At 64.8% G+C, this 20695-nt stretch carries 23 protein-coding genes; 17 read left to right on the top strand and 6 right to left on the bottom strand.

What is annotated here, in order from left to right; all coding sequences use genetic code 11:
- Positions 1–5: 5 nt before the first annotated feature.
- Both ACQPXH_RS17740 and ACQPXH_RS17745 read right to left on the bottom strand, forming a co-directional pair.
- On the bottom strand, positions 6–893 hold the full coding sequence (locus ACQPXH_RS17740; RefSeq protein ID WP_063040232.1) for a helix-turn-helix domain-containing protein: 888 nt from the start codon (positions 891–893) through the stop codon (positions 6–8).
- An 88-nt stretch (positions 894–981) separates the two neighbouring features.
- The gene (locus tag ACQPXH_RS17745) at positions 982–1206 is read right to left on the bottom strand and encodes a DUF397 domain-containing protein (RefSeq protein WP_387284239.1); all 225 of its coding nucleotides are present in this window, start codon (positions 1204–1206) and stop codon (positions 982–984) included.
- 351 nt (positions 1207–1557) lie between these two features.
- Here ACQPXH_RS17745 and ACQPXH_RS17750 point away from each other — a divergent pair, with 351 nt between their 5' ends.
- The 10 genes from ACQPXH_RS17750 to ACQPXH_RS17795 all read left to right on the top strand — a co-directional run bounded on the left by ACQPXH_RS17750 (position 1558) and on the right by ACQPXH_RS17795 (position 11731).
- Positions 1558–2355, top strand: coding sequence for an SAM-dependent methyltransferase (locus ACQPXH_RS17750; protein ID WP_433597638.1), 798 nt, complete (start codon positions 1558–1560; stop codon positions 2353–2355).
- Between the two features lie 201 nt (positions 2356–2556).
- Complete coding sequence (locus ACQPXH_RS17755) at positions 2557–2793, top strand: hypothetical protein (protein WP_433597639.1); 237 nt, start codon at positions 2557–2559, stop codon at positions 2791–2793.
- A 190-nt stretch (positions 2794–2983) separates the two neighbouring features.
- On the top strand, positions 2984–3181 hold the full coding sequence (locus tag ACQPXH_RS17760; RefSeq protein ID WP_433597640.1) for a hypothetical protein: 198 nt from the start codon (positions 2984–2986) through the stop codon (positions 3179–3181).
- A 445-nt stretch (positions 3182–3626) separates the two neighbouring features.
- Positions 3627–4886 (top strand): PucR family transcriptional regulator, encoded by a 1260-nt coding sequence (locus ACQPXH_RS17765; RefSeq protein WP_433597641.1) that lies wholly within the window; start codon positions 3627–3629, stop codon positions 4884–4886.
- 84 nt (positions 4887–4970) lie between these two features.
- The gene (locus ACQPXH_RS17770) at positions 4971–5405 is read left to right on the top strand and encodes a CBS domain-containing protein (protein WP_433597642.1); all 435 of its coding nucleotides are present in this window, start codon (positions 4971–4973) and stop codon (positions 5403–5405) included.
- Positions 5406–5634: 229 nt separating this feature from the next.
- Positions 5635–6843, top strand: a complete 1209-nt coding sequence (locus tag ACQPXH_RS17775; RefSeq protein WP_433597643.1) for an aminotransferase class V-fold PLP-dependent enzyme — start codon at positions 5635–5637, stop codon at positions 6841–6843.
- Positions 6840–8132: a heavy-metal-associated domain-containing protein gene (locus ACQPXH_RS17780; RefSeq protein ID WP_433597644.1), complete on the top strand. Its 1293-nt coding sequence runs from the start codon at positions 6840–6842 to the stop codon at positions 8130–8132. Before ACQPXH_RS17775 ends, ACQPXH_RS17780 begins: the two co-directional genes overlap by 4 nt.
- A complete protein-coding gene (locus ACQPXH_RS17785; RefSeq protein ID WP_433597645.1) occupies positions 8129–9724 on the top strand; it encodes a decarboxylase in 1596 nt (531 codons plus the stop codon). Before ACQPXH_RS17780 ends, ACQPXH_RS17785 begins: the two co-directional genes overlap by 4 nt.
- A complete protein-coding gene (locus ACQPXH_RS17790) occupies positions 9724–11043 on the top strand; it encodes a pyridoxal-phosphate dependent enzyme (protein WP_433597646.1) in 1320 nt (439 codons plus the stop codon). Before ACQPXH_RS17785 ends, ACQPXH_RS17790 begins: the two co-directional genes overlap by 1 nt.
- A 61-nt stretch (positions 11044–11104) precedes the next feature.
- The gene (locus ACQPXH_RS17795; protein WP_433597647.1) at positions 11105–11731 is read left to right on the top strand and encodes a TetR/AcrR family transcriptional regulator; all 627 of its coding nucleotides are present in this window, start codon (positions 11105–11107) and stop codon (positions 11729–11731) included.
- 48 nt (positions 11732–11779) lie between these two features.
- On the opposite strand, the gene ACQPXH_RS17800 is transcribed toward ACQPXH_RS17795, so the two are convergent.
- Complete coding sequence (locus ACQPXH_RS17800) at positions 11780–12115, bottom strand: hypothetical protein (RefSeq protein ID WP_433597648.1); 336 nt, start codon at positions 12113–12115, stop codon at positions 11780–11782.
- Between the two features lie 111 nt (positions 12116–12226).
- Here ACQPXH_RS17800 and ACQPXH_RS17805 point away from each other — a divergent pair, with 111 nt between their 5' ends.
- The 6 genes from ACQPXH_RS17805 to ligD all read left to right on the top strand — a co-directional run bounded on the left by ACQPXH_RS17805 (position 12227) and on the right by ligD (position 17290).
- A complete protein-coding gene (locus ACQPXH_RS17805; protein ID WP_433597649.1) occupies positions 12227–13147 on the top strand; it encodes a hypothetical protein in 921 nt (306 codons plus the stop codon).
- Positions 13148–13212: 65 nt separating this feature from the next.
- The gene (locus ACQPXH_RS17810; RefSeq protein WP_433597650.1) at positions 13213–13446 is read left to right on the top strand and encodes a hypothetical protein; all 234 of its coding nucleotides are present in this window, start codon (positions 13213–13215) and stop codon (positions 13444–13446) included.
- A gap of 37 nt (positions 13447–13483) precedes the next feature.
- Positions 13484–14584, top strand: coding sequence for an SPFH domain-containing protein (locus ACQPXH_RS17815; RefSeq protein ID WP_433597651.1), 1101 nt, complete (start codon positions 13484–13486; stop codon positions 14582–14584).
- A gap of 55 nt (positions 14585–14639) precedes the next feature.
- Positions 14640–15014, top strand: coding sequence for a cold-shock protein (locus ACQPXH_RS17820; protein WP_433603491.1), 375 nt, complete (start codon positions 14640–14642; stop codon positions 15012–15014).
- A 180-nt stretch (positions 15015–15194) separates the two neighbouring features.
- Positions 15195–16280: an ATP-dependent DNA ligase gene (locus ACQPXH_RS17825; protein ID WP_433597652.1), complete on the top strand. Its 1086-nt coding sequence runs from the start codon at positions 15195–15197 to the stop codon at positions 16278–16280.
- Positions 16280–17290 carry a non-homologous end-joining DNA ligase gene (gene ligD / locus ACQPXH_RS17830; RefSeq protein WP_433597653.1) on the top strand — a complete coding sequence of 337 codons (1011 nt, stop codon included), beginning with the start codon at positions 16280–16282 and terminating at the stop codon, positions 17288–17290. The genes ACQPXH_RS17825 and ligD overlap by 1 nt, the downstream gene beginning before the upstream one ends.
- 11 nt (positions 17291–17301) lie before the next feature.
- Here the strand turns inward: ligD and ACQPXH_RS17835 are convergent, their stop codons facing one another.
- Positions 17302–18063 (bottom strand): DUF4190 domain-containing protein, encoded by a 762-nt coding sequence (locus ACQPXH_RS17835; RefSeq protein WP_433597654.1) that lies wholly within the window; start codon positions 18061–18063, stop codon positions 17302–17304.
- Positions 18064–18373: 310 nt separating this feature from the next.
- Here ACQPXH_RS17835 and ACQPXH_RS17840 point away from each other — a divergent pair, with 310 nt between their 5' ends.
- Entirely contained in the window at positions 18374–18760 is a 387-nt protein-coding gene (locus tag ACQPXH_RS17840) for a hypothetical protein (RefSeq protein WP_433597655.1), read from the top strand.
- Here ACQPXH_RS17840 and ACQPXH_RS17845 read toward each other — a convergent pair.
- Both ACQPXH_RS17845 and ACQPXH_RS17850 read right to left on the bottom strand, forming a co-directional pair.
- The gene (locus ACQPXH_RS17845) at positions 18757–19428 is read right to left on the bottom strand and encodes a TetR/AcrR family transcriptional regulator (protein ID WP_433597656.1); all 672 of its coding nucleotides are present in this window, start codon (positions 19426–19428) and stop codon (positions 18757–18759) included. The two genes, ACQPXH_RS17840 and ACQPXH_RS17845, sit on opposite strands and share 4 nt — an antisense overlap.
- Complete coding sequence (locus ACQPXH_RS17850) at positions 19412–20557, bottom strand: acyl-CoA dehydrogenase family protein (protein ID WP_433597657.1); 1146 nt, start codon at positions 20555–20557, stop codon at positions 19412–19414. Before ACQPXH_RS17850 ends, ACQPXH_RS17845 begins: the two co-directional genes overlap by 17 nt.
- Between the last annotated feature and the right edge of the window lie 138 nt (positions 20558–20695).

Below are 20695 nucleotides of genomic sequence, written 5' to 3' on the forward strand. Positions count from 1 at the left end.
GAGGTTCAGGCGTTCTTGGCGTACTCGGCGAGGATCTTCAGCGACTCGCCGGGTGCCTCGGCCTGCACACTCAGGCGGTCCATGACCGAGAGGTACAGCGCCAGATCCTGTTTCCGATCCAGGTACAGCGCACTGGTCAGATGTTCGAGATAGACGATGTCGGGCAGCTCGGTCTCGGCGAAACGCAAGATGCTGAACGAGCTGCCCGCAGCGGCGTGTTCGCCCGCCGAGTACGGCAGGACCTGCACCGTGACATTCGGAAGTTCCGCCAGCTCGATGAGGTGTTCCATCTGCTCGCGGTGCACCCGCGAACCACCGACCGGCCGATGCAGCGCGGCCTCGTCGATGATCGCCCAGATGATCGGCGGCTCGGCTCGGCGCAGCACCTCCTGCCGACGGATGCGGACCTGCACGCGGCGGTCCATATCGGCGTCCTCGTACCCGAGTGACATTACGGCCCTGGCATATTCGGGCGTCTGTAGCAAACCGGGCACCAGGTGCGCCTCGTAGGTACGGATCTTGGTCGCGGCCTGCTCCAAGCCGAGGTAGGTGCCGAACCAGGACGGCAGCAGATCGCTGTAGCGATGCCACCAGCCTGGTTCGTTCGCCTGCCTGGCCAGATCCAGGAATCGCTCCCGCTCCTCGGCGTCGTTGACGCCATAGAGGGTCAGCAGGTCGCGGATATCGCGTTCCTTGAATCCGGTGCGCCCCAACTCGAGACGACTGATCTTGGCGTGTGAACCGCGGATGGCGTCACCTGCGGCCTCACGGGTGATGCCATTCTTCACCCGCAGGTCACGCAACTGCCCGCCCAGCGCGATCCGCAACACGGTCGGACCACGTTCCACTACAACCGATTGCACACGACCGTCGTCATCGGGTTCTGCGATCATGAAGTCATCTCCGATACTCGGGTTTGACCACAGTGTGTCACAAATACCACGTTTGGAAACACACCGCACCGATCGCCTATGTTACCGCTCAGCTAGTCAGGTCGTCGAACTCCCCGGCCTTCGCGCCGCGCACGAACGCATCGATCTCCGGTCGAGTGTAGAACAGGATGCCACCTTCCGGGTCGCGTGAATTGCGAACGGCGATCGAACCATCCGACGCCTCGGCGACCTCGACGCAGTTACCGCCCGACGGACCGCTGAACGAACTCTTGCGCCACGTGCCTTTGATCTTGGGTGTACCGGTGTCGAACATCTTCCCCGCTCCTCGGCTGCTTCCAGTGTGAGATGTACGCTCGAGCGGCTTTGCAGATGTGCGCTCAAACGTTCTTGCATTTGCACCTACATCTGCAAGATAGCACGAAGTCTCCTATGCGGCACAAAAGAATTCAGACCTGCCGGTCCCTTCGTGTCCCCTGTTCAACGCATTACGCGAGTGCTGCACGCGACGCACTCGAAATGGGTGATCGACTACTCCATCCCGCAGGTCGAGTCGATGCGAATCTTGTACTGTCACAGTGCACATCGGCCGTGCCAGCCAATCGCGACACCCGCCGCCTGAGCAGTCCGGTTCACCGTTTATCAGCTCGCCGAGGAGTCCAGCCCCATGTCCGACGATCAAACCCCGCTCATCCGGACCGACATCCCGCATTCCGCGCGCATCTGGAACTACTGGATGGGCGGTAAGGACTATTACGAAATCGACCGGATCGCCGGTGATGCCGGCGTCGAGGTGGATCCGGACATCACCACCATGGCCGTGCAGTCGCGTCAGTTCCTCATTCGCGCGGTGCGTTGCCTGGCGGGCGAGGAGAGCATCCGCCAGTTTCTCGATATCGGCACCGGCCTGCCGACGATGCAGAACACCCATGAGGTCGCCCAGAGCGTCGCGCCCGACTCGAAGGTCGTGTATGTCGACAACGACCCACTGGTCCTCACCATGGCGCGAGCGCTGCTCACGAGCACGACTCCCGAGGGCGTAACCACTTACGTCGATTGCGATTATCACGATCCGGAGCAGATCATCGCCGACGCCCGCAACGTGCTCAATTTCAATGAGCCGGTCGCCGTGATGTTCATGGGCGTGCTCGGCCACGCCAAGTCCTACGACGAACTGCTTCGCATCGTGCGCACGGTGCTCGCGGCGGTACCGTCGGGCAGCTTCCTGGTCATGTGGGATGGCACCGACGACAGCAAGGAGTACGTAACGCTGTGTGAGAACTACACCGGCACCGGCGGCGTGCCCTATGTTCCCCGACCCCAGGCCGAAATCCGTGCCGTCTTCGACGGTTTGGAACTGGTCGATCCCGGATTCGTATCGATCACCCAGTGGCGCACCGATGCCGCCGAGGTCGGCGAGGTCCGGCCGATCTCCGCCTACGGCGCGGTCGCGCGCAAGCCCTAAGCGCAAGCGGCACAACGGCGGTCATCGGCCACCCGGTCGACGACCGCCGTTCATATTTCTGTTGGTCGTTCGTGCAAATGTACTTGCATCTGTAAGTGCCGACAGCCTAAACTCGGAACCAGAATCGGGGAGGTACGCACGGAGTTCGCACCGGCGTCACCACATTCACCTCCCCATCCGGCAGACGCGAGGGCGGTCGAGATGAGTACGCCATTCCGAACACCGCGCGGGGTCACGATCGCCGGCGGATCCGGGATCGACACCCTGCGGCAATCCTCGGCGCCGGAGTATGCGCCCCTCGATTGCGGTGTCGAGCCGCATGGCCTCACCTATCGGCAGGCCCGCGAGATCCTGCACCTGCACGAGGTACACGGCCCACAGTGCCGCCAGTGGCTTGCCGCCGCGGCCTACCTCTCCGCCGGACTGGACGACGAATAACGTTCGACCCCAACGGTTCCACTGACACGGCCCAAATCGCTTCGCACGCAGCGATGTTCGTACGGATGTACTTGCATCTGCACGGCACACCGCTTTAAACTCGTGCGTGACAAGGCAGTTTCGCACCCGAGAGCCCGTGCCACTGTCGCCATCGGGATCTCTCGGCGCCAGAGCCACAGGGGGCATTCGCATGAATCCACCACGCGTTGCCGGTCGACTCGGGATCGCTGATATCGCCGCGGCCTACGGCACCGACGCGTTGCATCGACGCATCGCCGAACTGCGCGCCAGCGGCCAGCACTACGCCGCCATCGCGATCGAGCGCGAAATCCGTAGCGGTGCAGTCGTAATCGATTCCGAACGGCAAAATCAGCAAGGCGCGGCCTAGCTTCGCCTGCGTCGGCGACGAACCTGGAGTTCAAGGCGCACACCAAGTTCGGATGTACGGCCGGGTCGAGGGCTTGCAGCGCAATGGATATCTTGCGCGGCGCGGACATCGTCGTCAGGCGCACGGACATGTCCTGATCACGCCGTTCTGGAGGTGACTTCGTGCACTGTCGCATCCGGACCCGCGCTACGCCGGCGCAGGCCGATCACACACCGACGTCGGTTCCGCGCCAACGTCAAGACGGCTGGTCACGGATTTCGACAACTCGCGCCGGGCGCTGGGGCTTCCCACCACGGGACATTGCCCCCGCATGTGGACAAGGCACAACGTTGCCGCGCCGCAATAGATTTCGCGTAGTCTTCCCTGGTTCATAACCATTTCGTATAGTGATGTAACGATTCGGGCGCAGATCTATCACGTCCGATGTGGCACTGGAGCGACGCGTATGACCTTCTCCGCGCTGGATCTGTCCGTCGACCCGACGGACCCTGTCCTAGAGATCGGCGGCCAGCCCGCGTCGATTCCCCTACTCAATACCGACCGTGTCGCCTCGCGCATGGTCGGTTACTTCGCGACCTGTATGGCGCCGTGTCGCACGCTGCCCGGCGAGCAGCTACGCGGCGATGTCACCAAGCTGACCCGCAGCTGCCTGGCATTGGCCGCCGAAATGTTCGACAAGCGCACGGTTCCCGGCGACGAACAGCTCGGCGAGGTCAGGGAAGCCGCGGCGCAATGGGCCCGCGAGGCGGTGCCGCTCGGCACCATCCTGCGCGCCTACCACGAGGGGCTGCGCATCGGATTCGGGCTGGTGACCGCGCGCGCCAAGGCCGACGACATCGATGAACTGCTGGTCGCCACCGACCTCATGCTCGAACTCCTTGAGGTGATCACCGCGGCGGTTTCGGACGCCTACGTCGAGGAACAGCATCTCGTCGCGCGCGAACACCAGACCGCGACGCAGACGCTGGCTTCGGCGCTGCTGAGCGGTCGCGGCAGTTCCGCGCTCGCCCGCCAGGCCGGCATCCCGATCGTCGACTCGTACCAGGTGGTCGCGCTATCGATTCCCGAACATCCGGACGAGCGCGATCCACGCGTCGACAGCCAAGTCGCCGCCCGCAGGAAACTGCGCCGCCTGCAATCGGAGCTGGCCACCGCCTTCGAATCCCCGGTGCTCGCGCTGCTGAGCACCAAGGGCGGCACGCTACTGGTCCCGATCGAGGACGATGCACCGGGCCTGACCGCCGAAACACTGCGACTACTCGCCGAATCCGCCGAGGTCGCGCTCACCGCCACGCTGGTCACCAGCGAGACCGACCAGATACCCGACGCCGCCGATCAGGCCCACGAACTACTCAATCTGGTGCGGGTCGGCGGACGCGCTCCCGGCCTGTATCAGATGGCCGACCTGGCCGTGGAGTACCAGCTCACCCGGGGCGGCCCGGCCACTCGACGCATCGCGACCATTCTCGATCCACTCGACACCCATCCCGAACTGTTCGACACCATGCGCGCCTACCTGGGCAACGATATGAATCGCCAGCTGACCGCGCGCCAGCTCTATGTGCACCCGAATACCGTCGATTACCGGCTACGCCGCATCGCCCAGCTGACCTCGATCGATCTGGCCACCTCGGCAGGCATCTCACAGGCCGCCATCGCTCTGCTCGCGCGCGATCTGGACCGCAGCGTCGCCCGACGGTTGTAGATTGCACCCTGATGCGGATTTGTGCTGGTCACGGGATCACAAAGGCGTCATCCTGGTAGTGCTGCGACCTCTGGATGGTGGATTATGCGAATAGCGGAGATCTTGCACAGGAAGGGCAGCGACGTGGCGACCGTCGCGCCCGAGACCACGGTACGGACCCTGCTCGGCAAGCTCGCCGAGCACAATATCGGGGCGGTGGTGGTATCGCCGGACGGCAGCCGGATCGTCGGCATTGTCTCCGAGCGCGATGTGGTGCGCAATCTGCACGCGCGTGGCGCCGCGCTGCTGGATACGCCCGTCTCGGAGATCATGACCGTCGATGTGCGCACCTGCGCACCCGACGACCTGGTCGACGGACTGCGCGCAACCATGACCGAGCACCGCGTCCGACACCTGCCTGTGGTCCGCGACGGCCGTCTGATCGGCATCGTCAGTATCGGCGATGTGGTCAAGAGCGCGATCTCCGAACTGGCCACCGAACGTCAGCATCTGGTCGAGTACGTACAGGGGCAGTACTGAACTGTCGCGAATATCGGCGACAGGGCCTTTGATAGCTGCGACTTGCCGAAAGACGTTGGCTACGAGAATCCTTCGAAGTCGTCACCGAAAGTGCGTATCGTTGGTGGCGTCCAGCGCGGTCCTCGGAGGGAGCGCCACCTTGCGGTCATCTGCGTCCGGGACGCACCCAGCCCGACCGGCCACCACCCGGTCCGCATCGCGGATTGCGGCGCCGTCGCCCCTCGCGACCGTGCGCGAACTCTTTCCGGCGCTGGGCGAATCCACGGAGATCTATCTGGACAGTGCGGCAACGACGCAGAAGCCGCTGCCGGTCATCGAGACCATCCACCGCTATCACACCTCGCGTACCGCCAACGCCGGTCGCGGAACCTACCCCTGGGCTACCAACCTCACCACCCGCCTGGCCCGGGTCCGCGATCGCATGGCGACCTTCATCGGCGCCGAATCGCCCGCGGAGGTAGTTTTCACCGGCGGCGCGACCGCGGCGCTCAATGCCGTCGCATCGTCCTGGGGGCTGGCCGAACTCGATGACGGCGACGAAATCCTCTACAACCCACGCGATCACGCCTCGAATGTGCATCCGTGGCACCATCTGCGCCAGGTGCTCGCGCGCTTCGGTCGGCGCATCGAACTGGTCCCCTACCGGGCGACCGAACTCGGCGAAGCCGATACCGCGGACATCCTGGCCAAGGTCGGGCCGCGCACCCGGCTGATCACCACCAGCCATCTGCACCACGTCTTCGGCGGACTCACCACGCTCGAGGAGTTGCGCGGCAAACTCGATCCCCGGATTCTACTCTGCTTCGACTGCAGTCAGAGCGGTGGGCATATGCCGCTGGATGTGACCGAACTCGGCGCCGACTTCGCGATCTTCGCCGCGCACAAGATGTTCGGCGCACCTGGCACCGGAATCCTCTACTGCCACCGCAGAGTTCACGATCGGCTGCTGCCCTTCCTGCCCGGTGGCAATACCGGGGTCGACCTCACCGACGCCGGATTGACCTCGACCGGCATGCCGCAACTGCTCGAGGGCGGCACCCAGAACATCCCGGGTATCCTCGCTCTCGGCAGCGCGCTGGAGGTGCTGGAATCGCTGGATGTCGGTGTGATCGCCGCGCACAATCGCGAGTTGACACTGCGGCTCATCGACAATCTGCGTCCGGTGCCCGGGCTGGAATTCCTGCCCGGTCCGGCGCATGCGCCGTGCGCGATCGGCTACGGCATCGTGTCCTTCACCCTCGCGGGCATTTCCGCGACCGATCTCGGATTCGTATTGAGCGAGTTGGGTTTTCTGGTCCGCACCGGCTTGCACTGCTCACCCCGGGCTGGCGACGACGCCACGGACTCGGTACGAGTCAGCACGCACATCTACAACACCGTCGAGGAGATCGACCGGTTCGCGACCTGCGTCAAGACGATTGCCGAGGAGGTCACATGAGAATGGACGACATCCCGCGCTATGACCGGCGGGCGGCGTCCCGGGTGCTGGCGGGCCTGGCCCAACCCGGATTGTTCGCCGGTACGATCGCGGTCCCGTCGCGTCGACATATCGAATACACCTGCGCCGCACTGCGTCCCGAGCCCGACAGTCACCTCACCTATTCGCAGCGGCTGTACCTGCAGCAGTTCATGCGGCCATGCCAACCCGCACAGGTCACCAGCGCGACGCACCGCATCGCCTGGACCGATAGCGACGGCGTCCCCAATACCGGACACTTCCGCGCCGACGGCCTCGGGCCGGTGGTGCCCATCGCCATGCGCGAAACGGTGCTGGTGCTGTGGCATGCCCTCGCCGCGAATTCCGCACTGACACAACGGGTCGACGGTCTCGGCCCGCGCGAACACGCGGTGCTGGAGGGCACCACCACCGATCACGATCCGATCGAAATCTTCCGCGTCGGCATCGAGGCCACCGGGCGCGCACTGGCCCAGCACGCACTGCTGGCGCGGCAGACGCACTATCGCAGCGCGGCCGAATTCGCCAGGGGCATACATAATTCCGGCATCTTCTCGGCGGTTGCCACCCGCTGGTTCTGGGAACTGCAGGCCTCCACCTACCGGCGCGGCATGATCCCGGTGACGCTGGCCGCCCAACCGGACGGCACGGTGCGCTACACCGCCGACACGGTGGCGACACTGCGCGCGATGAAGGACGCCACCATCGAGGACGCGCACACGGTGATGCGGCGAGCGACCCGGGTCGAGAGACTGAGCGTCGACGCGGCCATCGCGAAATACCACGACGATCTCGATCTCATCTCCCGCCAGTACGCGTTACTGCCCGCCAATACCCGTCCCTCGTGCCTGGCCGCCATGCCCCATCACCTCGGCGGCGGGCACTTCAACCTGTTACCGCTGGTGGTGGACAAGTTCGTCGAGATCTTCGAACAACTCGCCGAGCGGATCCGGATCACGGAGGTGCGTCCGGAGCTGGACGAACTGACCGCTGACGCTCCTGCAAGCGCCGAGGATCGGATCTTCTATGTGCCGGATATGAGCTGTCAGCACTGTGTCCGCACGATCACCGGGGTGCTGGAGTCGATGGGCATCAAGGTGATCGAGATCGATCTGCCGAGTAAACGGGTGGTCGCCGAATTCCGCAGTCCGCGTAATCGGGCCCGCGCCTTCGAGTCGATCCGCGACGGCGGCTACAACCCGGTGGCCGAGAAACCGGCGCGAACCGCATTGACATCCCCACGGTCCCAGCCCACGGAAACCGTCGTATGACGGCACCGCTACCGGCGCTACCCGCGAAGATCCATCCGCTGGTGCGCGCCTTTCTCGATACCCGCGATGCCGTCGAGGAGACGCTGAGTCGCTTCGGTTCACCGACCCACCTGGTGTTTCCGCAGGTCTACGCGGAGAATCTGAAACGGTTGCGCGCCGTACTCGACAGCAGGGGTGGGCGCTACCGAATCTGCTACGCGCACAAGGTGAATCAATCGCGTGCCTTGGTGCGCACCGCCGAACATGCCGGTATCGCCATCGATGTCGCTTCTCCGCAGGAGTTGGCCAGTGCCATCGGGGCCGGATTCGGCCCGATGCGGATCGAGGTGACCGGACCGAAGGGTGAAGTGTTCCTGCGTGATCTGATCGACTGCGGCGTCACGATCAATGTCGACAATCTGTGGGAGCTGCGGCGGATCACCGAATTGGCCGGCGACCGTGCGAGAGTACCGGTGCTGCTGCGAGTTTCCGGTTTCGACGAGACGGCGGTGAGCCGGTTCGGTGTGCCGCTGGCCCATGTGGACCAGGCCCTGGATCTGCTGTCGGCGAATCGCCGGCGCATCGCGTTCCTCGGCTTCGCCTTTCATATCGACTCCGGTGACACCGGCGAACGCATCCGAGCCATCGACGCCTGCCTGGAGTTGGTCGAGCGCGCCTACGACCACGGACTCGGCCCGTCGGTGTTGAATATCGGCGGCGGCTTCCGACAGGTGTTCACCGCCGATGCGGACCGCTTCGACGGGTATGTTCGGGCGCTGCGCGAATCGCTGCTCGGCCGCGGCGAATCGATGAGCTGGTCGAACAATACCTTCGGCTATCACGTGGACGACGGTGTGGTGCACGGGATTCCGGTCTTCCACAAGTATGCGAACACCGTTCCCGCGACTGCGATGTTGAACGATCTGCTCGGCGCTGCGCTGGAGCGGCACGGTGGCCGCACGGTTGCCCAAGTGGCCGGTGACAATATGCTCGATATCTGGTTGGAGCCGGGTAAGGCGCTGGTCGATCATGCGGGGGTGACGGTGTCGCGAGTGGAGTTCGTCAAGGAACTCGCGGATGGCACGGTGCTGGTGAATCTGGATCTGAGCCGGGATCAGGTGACCCCGGCGGATCAGGAGGCCATGGTCGATCCGGTGATCCTACCGAGTGTCGCGCATATGCCGAGCAGCGCTCCTGTCCACAACGCCATCCCAGGTGACGGGGTGACGCCGCTGCGCAGTGCCGCCGACACCATGCCGACCTTGCGTCCGGTGGTCGAATCCGGGCCGGTCGGTGTGTATTTCGCCGGACGCCTGTGCCTGGAGCGCGATCTGATCACCAATCACAAGGTCTGGCTGCCCGAGTGCCCGCGCCAGGGCGATCTGGTGGTGTTCCCGAATACCGGTGCTTATCACATGGACCTGTCCGCGGCCTCGGCGTCGATGCACGCACTGCCCGCGAAACTCGCTGTCGTGCACCGCGCGGACAGTTTCCAGGTCTATCGCGATACCGATTACGAACCGCTCATACCCGTCGGTCTGCCGCCACCGCGCCGCACTCCGCCACGCGGCCCGCGTCGTCCGCTGCCGCGCCGCCCCTCTGGAGCGCCGTAATGCGCTACGACCACATCACCGAGCTGATCGGCAATACGCCGCTGCTGCGGCTGGATCCGGCCGTGCACGGACTGGCCGATGTCGAGCTGTACGCGAAGCTGGAGTCGCACAATCCCTTCGGCTCGGTCAAGGACCGAGTGGCCTGGAGCATGATCCGCGACGATCTCGACGAGATCCGAGCGAGCGGGCAGACACTCATCGAGGCGTCGAGCGGCAATACCGCCAAGGCGCTGCGCATTCTCGGCGCGATACACGGCATCGGCCTGCGCGCGGTGACCAATCGGATCAAGGTCGCCGAGGTGCGAGAGCTGCTGCAGCTGTTCGGCACCGAGATCGTGGAGTTGCCCGGGCTGTCCGAATGTCCGGACCCGACCACACCGAACGATGTGTATTCGGTGATCGAGGCGACCATGGCCAAGGAGCCTGGCGCCTACTATCACGCCTCGCAGTACACCAACGAGAAGAATATCGAGGCGCATCACCACGGCACTGGCCGCGAGATCCATGAGGATCTGGCCGCCGACGACATCACCCGCGTGGACTATCTGATCGGCGGGCTCGGCACCACCGGCTCCACCCGTGGGACCGCAACCTACCTGCGCAAGCACAATCCCGAATTGCGTTGTATCGCAGTAGTTTCCGATCGGTCGGACTTCATACCCGGTATCCGCTCGGAGACCGAGATGTGGGATGTCGGGCTGTTCCAGCCCGATTTCTACGACCGCATCGTTACTGTCGATTCCACCCGGGCGGTGGACGCCACGCTCGCGCTGGCCACCGGGTATGGCATCCTGGCCGGTCCGACCAGCGGCGCGAGCTATGCCGCCGCGCTGGAAGTCCTTGGTGAGCAGGCACTTTCATCGAACGAACCTATCGTTGCGGTCTTCATCGTCTGTGATCGGCTCGAGCCGTACCTGTCCTATATCAAGAAACGCAGACCGGAACTCTTCGACCGCGCCGATCGCCGCCGCGCACCCACCCCCGCCGAACTGGCCGCGACACCAGCCGTGTCCCCGCAGGAACTGGCCGAACTGGACCACACCGCCCGGCCCACCATCGTGGACACCCGCGGCGCGATGGCCTATCGCATCGGCCATGTGCCCGGCGCGATCAATATCCGCGACGACCAACTAGACGATATGTTCACCCACGGCATCCCGTTCTCCCGATCGCGCCCGCTGATCTTCGTCTGTCCGGTCGGCGAACTATCGCTGCGCTTCGCCGCCATCGCCCGCCAGGACGGCTTCGACGCCAGCAGCCTCGGCGGCGGGATCGTCGCCTGGCGCGATGCCGGATTCGCACTCGAACGCGGCGGCTGATCCCCGATCGGTGTGGCCCAGCGCTGAGCCGGTCATTACGGCCAGGCATTAGTGTGGGCGGGTGCAAAAAGGCCAGGAATCAGCTGACGATGCCGGTCCTCGGATCTGGGGCGGTACCACGCTGACCGAACGTCGGGAGGCACGCCGCTCCGCGCTGCTCGAGGCTGCGCTCGACCTGATCGGAGAATCGGGCGCGGGCGGTGTCACTATGCGCGCGGTATGCCGACGTGCCAACCTCACCGACCGGTACTTCTATGAGAGCTTCGCCAGCCGCGACGAACTGCTGGATGTGCTCTACCGGCAGGTCGCCGATGAATTCCTGGAACCGATGACGGCGTTCGCCGCCGCCGATCCCGCCCGCGACCGCGTGCTGTCGGAGATCCTCGTCGACAAGGTGCTGGCCGATCCGCGCAAGTCCCGACTGTTCCTGGTCGAACCATACTCGAGTACCGGCCTCGGCCAGACCACCATCGCGGTCATGCCGGTCTTCACCAAGGTCCTGCAGGACCATCTGTTCTCTCACATCGATGATCCGGTGCGCCGCAGACTGGCCGCGCTCACCATGGCCAGCGGTAATGCGGGCATGTTCTCGGCGTGGTTGAACGGATCGCTGCGCGCCACCCGCGAGCAGGTGATCGACCACTGCGTGGCCACGCTCGCCGCCTACCGCTCGCTGTACCAGTCCTGATTCGGTCCGCATTCGGCTGCGGCGCAGCGCGATCGGACGTTGCGCGGCTCACATCGGGTTGCGAGGCAGGCACCGCGGAGTGTCTATTTGCCGACGCAAGGTGCCGATCGTTCGGCGAGGATGCGGGCGTAATCGATGACGAGCCGTCCAGTCCGCTACCGTCCGCACGAGCTGGCCCATATGACCGCGCCGATCCGCGATGTCGTAGCGGGTGGTGACGGTATCGGGATCATCCACGCCCAGTACCCGCGTCTGATCGCGGCCCAGCTCCTCCAATTCGGTGACGGCGGCGTCGAATTCGCCACTTCGGCCACGGCAGTTCGCGAGATGGTTACGAACCAGCAGCGTGACGCGATGATCCGGCCCCATAGCGGCAGTCAACACGACCATGCCACCTTCGACTCCCCGACGACGTCGACACCCCGACATGGGCCGCCGTGCGTGGTAGGAAGGTAGCCGAACACACATCGGGGCAAGTGACAACGGGGGCGGCTGATGGCAGCGATCGTCTTGGTGCACGGGATCGCACAGGAGCAATACGGCGCGGATCTGCTGGAAGCGCAATGGCTTCCGGCGCTGGCCGCGGGGGTCCGCACGGCCGGCTACGGTGAACTCGCCGATCAGCTGTGGCGCGGCCAGCGCCCGGGGGTGCTAGAGGTTCGAATGGCGTTCTACGGCAATGCCTTTCTAGATCCCGGCGCGCAGGGCGGCGGCGCGCCGGTCGGTACCGAGAATGCCGAACTCACCGAGCAGATCGCCGAGGCGTGGTTGGCGACGGCGGCCGAGCAGGCGGCCGACCAGCGCGATCGGCTGGAAGCGCAACGCTACCTGGACAATTCCGCGCTCGGCACCGAGGGTGCACAGGGCTTCGGCCGCAAGACCAGACCTGCGGCCAATGCGCTGGCCAAGCTGAAGTGGTTCGCGCCCTTCGGTTTCGGGATGGCGGGGAAATTCGTCAACCGGTCACTGGCCCAGGTCAGCAGATATCTGGCCGAGGGCGCGGTGCGTGACTACGCGCAGCAACAGGTGCTCGACTTGATCGGTCCGGAGACCCGGCTCGTCATCGGACATTCGCTCGGCTCGGTGGTCGCCTATGAGGCACTGCATCGGACCGATCAGCCCGCGACGCTGGTCACCCTTGGTTCGCCGCTGGCGTTGCAATCCATCATCTATCCGCTGCTGCACCCGCAGCCGCCCACGGTGCCCGCCGCGCTCACCCGCTGGGAGAATTTGGCCGATCGCGACGATATCGTCGCGACGCATCTGGATCTGGCGCCCTATTTCCCGCCCGCGCCGGGACACGATGTGGTGCCGACGACCCATCCCGAACTCGACAATGGCTCCAGTCCGCACGATGCCACGCACTATCTCACCAAGAAATCGGTCGGGCGCATCATCGCCGAGTCCTTCTCGTAACCGGAGCCATTCCGAATCGCGCGTACGCTGACAACTCGGGCACCGAGTGCGAGGAGTTCACCGAGATGACCGACCCCGTGCAAGGTTTGACGGGTACGCTCACCTCGCCGATCCGGGGACCCGGAATGCTCGGCGAAGTATTAGTTGCGATTCGCGGGGGCACGGAGATATACATCGCGCGGGCGGCCGAGCCGATCTCGGCCGGTGAAACCGTCCTGATCATCACGGTACAACCGGGCCGCATCGTCGATGTGGTGCCGTGGATTCCGCTGGAACCCGTCCCGGTCGACGACATCTGACACCGCGACCGAAGTTATGAACTGCCATGGAGGCACAGTGCTGGGTTATCACGTTCCAGATCCTGACGAGGCGATGCTGGTCAGCGGCGGTACGAGCAAGGACAACGCGCCCTTCGGCGTAGTCATCGGGCGCGGCAAATGGGTGATGCCGTTCTTCCGCAAGGTGAGCTATCTGTCGCTGGCCATGTTCGAGGCCGAGATCAAGGAACGCTGCGTCACCAAGCAGGCCATCCAACTCGAGGTGCGCGCGGTGATCGCGTTCAAGGTCGCCAACGATACCCAGTCGATCGTCAATGCCGCCCAACGCTTCCTGTCCGAACAGGAGCGGGAGATGTCGGTGCTGACCGGCCGCATCTTCTCCGGGCACCTGCGCTCGATCGTCGGCTCGATGACGGTCGAGGAGATCATCCGCGAACGCCAGCGGCTGGCCGACGAGGTGCTGGTGGCCTCCAAGGTGGAGATGAGCAATATCGGTCTGTGGGTGGATTCGTTCCAAATCCAATCCATCGATGACGGCAATCTGGGGTACATCACCGCATTGGCCGCACCGCACAACGCGGCAGTGCAGCGCGATGCGCAGATCGCGCAATCACAGGCCGCGCAGCGTGCCGCCGAGGCCGAACAGGAATCGCTGCGCCGCCGAGCCGAATATCAGCGTGAGACCGCCATTCTCCAGGCGCAGTATCAGCAGGATATCGATAAGGCCAATGCCGAAGCGGCACAGGCCGGTCCGCTGGCCGAGGCCAAGGCGATGCAGGAGGTGCTCAGCGCACAGGCCGAGCAGGCGCGCAAGGAGGCCGAGTTGCGTGAACAGCAGTTGCAGGCCGAAGTCGTGAAACCCGCTCAGGCCGAAGCCGAACGGGTGCGCATCCTCGCCGAGGCCGAGGCCGATCGGACCCGGATCCAGGCCGAGGCGGCGGCCTCGAACAACCGGATCGCCTTGGACCAGTTGCTGATCGAGCAGCTGCCGGAAATCGTCAAGCAGGCCTCCAACGGCCTGGCGAACGCCAACCTGACGGTGCTCAACGGACCTGACGGTGTCGGCGAATTGGTCAACGGAATGGTTGGTCAGGGCCTCACTGTATTCAACTCGTTACAAAAGGCGCTTTCATCCAACGACGGGGATAATGCGGGCTAAAGTGGCCGAGTAGCGACGGCGCGAGGAGCGGGTGTTGGTGTCCATCGGGAAATTGGTGTCGTTCGACAGTTCGCGGGGATTCGGGTTCATTCGGCCCGACGATGGTGGCCCAGATGTGTTCGTTCATGTGAACGACATCGGACTGGACGAGGATGAACTGCGCCAGGGGCGGGTGTTCGAATTCGATGTGACCGAGGGTGATCGTGGTCCGAAGGCGGTGAACCTCGCGGTGGTCGGCGGTCAACCACTACCACCCGCTCCTCGGCACAAAAAGGACAGATCCGGCTCCGGCCAGCTCACCGTCACCGAACACAAACGCCTGATCACCGAGCTACTACTGGACGCCAGTCCGGCCCTCACCGCCGGTGAGATCCTCACCATCCGCGACCGCCTCACCGCCTTCGCCGATCAGCACGGCTGGCTGGAATAGCGGTATCACCCAGGATTCCCGAGTCGACAACTGATCTGGTGCGCACATGGGTAACTCACCGGGGACGGGCTAACTCGATCCCCCACGTTTATGTCGGCCGCCAGCGCTATTCTCGAGGCACCTGAGTCTGGCCTAGAGGCTCGGGGAGGCGGAACAGCCCGAACCCCCGAGGAGGATCGTGTGGACTTACCGGTCATGCCGCCTGTCCGGCCGATGCTGGCGAAAACGGCACCGTCGGTGCCGCACGAGCCGGGCCTGAGTTACGAACCGAAATGGGACGGCTTTCGCTGCGTGGTGTTCCGCGACGGTGACGAAGTGGAACTCGGTTCCCGCAACGACCGCCCCCTCACCCGCTATTTTCCCGAGGTCGCCGAACTGCTGAAGGCGGCGTTGCCGGATAAATGCGTGGTGGACGGTGAAATCGTGGTGGTCACCGATGAGGGACTCGACTTCGACACCCTGCAGAACCGGTTGCATCCGGCGGCCTCACGAGTCAACAAGTTGGCCAAGGAAACACCGGCCAGCTTCGTAGCCTTCGATCTGCTCGCTCTCGGCGACAAGGACCTGACCGGTGAGCCGTTCGCCGAACGTCGACGGCTGCTGGAGACCATTCTCGATACCGAACTCGCCCGCGTGCACCTGACTCCGATCACCCAGGATCCCGCCGTCGCCGAGGACTGGTTCACCCGCTTCGAGGGTGCGGGTTTCGACGGTGTCATGGTCAAGTCCAGCGAGCTGGCGTATCTGCAGGACAAGCGGGTGATGCTCAAGGTCAAACACGAGCGCACCGCGGACTGTGTGGTGGCCGGTTTCCGCTGGCACAAGGATGGCGAGGGCGTCGGTTCGCTGCTGCTCGGACTGTTCGACGACGAGGGCAATATGCACCATGTCGGAGTCGCGAGCAGTTTCACCGCGGCCAAACGCAAGTCGCTGGTGGATGAGCTGAAACCGTTGCGGGAGAACGCATTGGCGAATCATCCGTGGCGGGAGTGGGCCGATGCCGCGGCGCAGGCGAAGGCCGACGGCAAGATGCCGGGCGGGGTGAGCCGATGGACCGGCGGCAAGGATCTGTCCTGGGAGGCGCTGCGTCCGGAGTTGGTCGCCGAGGTCCGCTACGAACATGTGCAGTCCGGCCGATTGCGGCACGGCGGCAGGCTGGTGCGCTTCCGGTCCGATCGAACACCGGAATCGTGTACCTACGCTCAACTCGACGAGGTCGCACCGGCCGAGTTGAGCGCCATCTTCACCGAAGCCCGGGGGCAGTGATGACCGAGTCGGTCGATATCGAGGTGGCCGGCCGAACCGTCGCCATCAGCAATCCGAACAAGGTCTACTTCACCAAACGCGGTGAGACGAAACTCGATCTGGTCCGGTACTACCAGGCCGTGGCCGACCCGTTCCTGCAGGTGGTGCGCGATCGGCCGCTGCTGCTGGAGCGTTATCCCGATGGGGCCTCCGGTAAGTCGTGGTTCCAGAAGCGGGTGCCGAAATCCGCGCCGGATTGGCTGCACACCGTCGAGGTCGCCACACCCAACGGCACCACCAGCGATGCCCTGGTCGCCCACGATCTCGCACACATTCTGTGGGCGGTGAACCAGGGCTGCCTCGGCTTCCACGTCTGGCCCAATCACATCGACGATCTGAGTATCGCCGACGAGCTGCGCATCGACCTGGATCCCTCCCCCGGTATCACCTTCGATGATCTCAAACACGCCGCCGTACTCACTCGTGAGCTGTTCACCGAACTCGGTATCGACTCCCGCGTCAAGACCTCCGGCTCGCGTGGATTGCACATTTACGTTGCGCTGGAACCGAATTGGGACGGCTATCAGGTGCGCGCGGCCGCGGTCGCGCTGGCTCGCGAACTGGAGCGGCGGCATCCGGACGAAATCACCGCGCAGTGGTGGAAGGAGGAGCGCGGCAACCGCGTCTTCGTCGACTTCAACCAAAATGCACCGCACAAAACGGTTTTCGGCGCGTGGTGTGTGCGACCGAAGGTCGGCGCGCAGGTCTCCACGCCGATCGCCTGGTCCGATCTGGATACCGTTGTCCCCGAGGAATTGACCATTGCCACCGTCCCCGCGCGGCTGGCCGAATCCGGTGACCCGTGGGCGGACCGACCGGCCCAGTCCATCGAGCCGCTGCTGAAAATGTCGGAGCGGGATATGGCGTCCGGACTCATGGACGCACCGTGGCCACCGCAATATCCCAAGATGCCGAACGAGCCGCCCCGGGTACAGCCGAGCCGGGCCAAGAAGCCGGAGACCGAAGGCTAGCTACCGGGAGGCTATTCGGTCCAGAGCACCCACACCTTGCTCTCGCACGTCACTGCGCGCCCGTCCGCGGTGCGGGCACTCTTCGTCGAACCGTCGCATTTGGTCCCCGGCTCCGCGACGGTGCCGCCGACGGTGTATGGACCGTTCCACTGGTAGACACCGCCGCTGGCCAGGCACAGCAGTGTGTTGCCGTCTGCCCCCGTGCCGATGCGGCCCGGCTCGGTGCACACCGTGCCCTTCTTCGGGGCCACCTGGCTCGTCGGCGCCGCGGCCGAGGTGGCCGGAGCCGTGAAGACGGGCGGCGCCACCGAGGGCTGCGGGACGGCGGTCTGGGCGATGGTGGAGGGCAGCGCGGCACTCGATACGACCGAGGCCCGGTGCACCCCGGACAGTGCGTCGGAGAAATTGCCCCCCGACAGCACGACATATCCGGCGATAGCGACCACCTCGATCACACCGAGCAGCAGTGCGCACACCGCCATCGTCTTGCCGCGCGGATGACTGAAGGCGATGAACCCGAAGACGATCGCGACCGGAAAGAGGCCGAGCAGCGCGGCCACCAACGCGACGATCGCATACGGGTTGACGATGGGCGGGACCTCGACCCGCAGGCGACCGGCCCGGGTCGGGCGTCGGGCCGGCGGCTCGGCCTCCGGCCAGCGGTCGTTGGGATCCGGATCCGGCCACCTGCCGATCGCCCCGGTCTCCGGCTCGTACTCCTCCGGCTGTGCCTCCGGCCAGCGCTCTCGCTCACGGTTATCCGTCCGTGCCATTCAGGTCCCTCTTCCACCACAAACCGCGCAGGAACCACGAACTGCCCGGACCCGCCCCGATACCGACAAAGGATAGGGGCCGACGGCCGCAACATCATCCGAAACGGCCGATCGATCGTCATCAAACCGTAATCGCGAACGCCACCATGTCAACTCGGCCCCTACTCGGCACCGGGGCGACCGGATTCGGCACGGTGCGGTTCCAGCACCGGAGTAACAAACCGGCAAACACCACTCGCGCCGCGCGCCGTCGAGGTACATGCTGGTCTCGGGACCGATCCATGCGGTGACGTCAGCAGAGGAGGGATGTATGCGCGGTGAATCCGGTTCGAGAGGACAACAGGGGCGGCCGTGGCATTCCCACGCGGGCGATCTACTCGGTGACGACTACAACGTGCCCGGCATCATTCTGTGCGCGCTCGGCATCGTCGCGATGGCGTGCACACTCACCGCGGCCGGTTACGGCTTCATCGGCTGGACCCAGATCGGTGCGACACTGACCGCCGCATTGTGGATCTCCGGAATCGGCGCACTGCTGGTCGAGCATCGCCGGGAGGAAGTGATCGAGCGGAAGTACGGTCGCAACGGGCACGCCCCAGGGCATGTGCGGCGCGTCCGCTACAGTGCCACCGAGCGGAGGATCGCGGCGGGTGAAAGGCCTTCGGAATTGCCGAAACAACCCACGCCGCACAGTTAGTGCCTGGGATCCACCTTCGGCATGGTTTCGGTCACCAGTGTCATCAGCATGTCGGACAGCAGCGTGTGCACCTGCTCGCGGGTGAGCGCGCCGCGGGTGATCCATTCTCGGCCCGCGACTTTCACCAACCCACCGAATGCGCGGACCATTGCGCGCAGTTGCGCACTGTGCGCCGACTCCGCGCGCCCGACCATCAGCAGCATCCGCTCGGCGGCCGCGTCATCGGCCTGATCCAGGATTTGCTGCACCTCGGGATCGTCGCCGACGCCCTCGTGACTGGTCACCTTGACCCAGGTGCTGCCGTGTTCGGAGATCACATCCAGCAACCAGTGCACACTCGCGTCGACGCGTTCGCGATCGGTGCCGGTCGGCGCGACCATATCGTCGAGGCGCGGCAGTGTGACCATCCGGCGCACGACCGCGAGATACAGGTCGCGCTTATTGCCGAAGTAATGGTTGATCAGCCCGCGCGCGACACCCGCCCGCTGCGCCAGTTCCGCGGTGGAGACCGCCGCGTAGGGCCGCTCGCCGAACATGTCGATCGCGCACTCCAGGATCTGTGCGCGTCGCTCGTCCGGCTCCAGCCTGCGCCTGCGCGGCTGCGCCTCGGTGTCGTTCCCAGCGACCCGCAAGCGATCGCTGGCGGCGACCTCAGAGTGACCTGGCAATGAGATCCTTCATAACCTCGTTGCTGCCCGCGAGGATGCGCAGCACGCGGGCACCGGTGTAGAGCTGGGAAATCGGATACTCCGTCATGTAGCCGTAGCCGCCGAACAGTTGCAGGCAGCGATCGACCACAATACCGAGTTGGTCGGTCAGCCAATACTTCGACATCGCAGCCGTGGGAATGTCGAGTTCGCCGCGCAGATGTTTGCCGATGCAGTCGTCGAGGAAGATCCGGCTCACCTTGGCAATGGTCGCGCATTCGGCCATCTCGAATTTGGTGTTCTGCATCGCGAACAGCGGCTTACCGAAGGCCTCGCGCCCCTTGGTGTAGTCGACTGTCAACTGCACCGCCTTCTCCATCATCGCGACCGCGATAATGCCGGTGACCAGCCGCTCCTGGGCCAGCAGCTGCATCATCTGATAGAAGCCCTTGCCCTCTGCCTCGCCGAGCAGATTCGAGGCGGGCACGCGCAGTCCGTCGAAGAACAGCTCCGCGGTGTCCTGGGCCTTGCCGCCGATCTTGTTCAGGATGCGGCCGCGCTTGAAGCCCGGGGTGTCATCACCCACCTCGGCGAAGATCAGCGAAACGCCCGCCGCGCCCTTGGTCGGATCGGTCTTGGCGGCGATGATGATGCCGTCGCAGAGCCAGCCGTTGGTGATGAAGATCTTCGACCCGGTGATGACGTATTCGTCGCCCTCGCGGACCGCGCGGGTCTTGATGTTCTGCAGATCCGAGCCGGTGCCCGGTTCGGTCATGCCGATGGAGAGCACCATCTCTCCGGCCGCCGCCTTGGGCAGCACCCGCCGCTTGAGGTCTTCGGTACCGAAGTGGTGGATATAGGGCGCGATGATCGAGGTGTGCACGGCCATGCCCATCGAGCCGTCACCCGCGAAGGCCTGTTCCTCGATAATGGCGGCCTCGTGCGCGAAAGTGCCACCGCCGCCGCCGTATTCGGTCGGGGTCGCGGTGCAGAGCAGGCCGAGTTCGCCTGCCCGGTTGTACAGGGCGCGGTCGGGATGTCCCTGCGCGACGAACTTCTCCTCGTGCGGGACGACTTCCTTCTCGAAGAAGTTGCGCGCCAGTTCCCGGACCGCTTCGACCTCGTCGTCACTCCATGCCGCGCGTGCCATCGCAGAATCCTTTGCTCGATCGCGCGGGCCTGTCGCACCCGCGTTTCGTCATCAGAGTGGCGCACTATTGGCATGATGTCAACAAAGCGGACCCATGGTGGGCGACGTGGGGTTACAGCGTGAGCGCACCACCGAGGT

The sequence above is a fragment of the Nocardia sp. CA-135953 genome (assembly GCF_050955735.1).
Lineage (GTDB): Bacteria > Actinomycetota > Actinomycetes > Mycobacteriales > Mycobacteriaceae > Nocardia.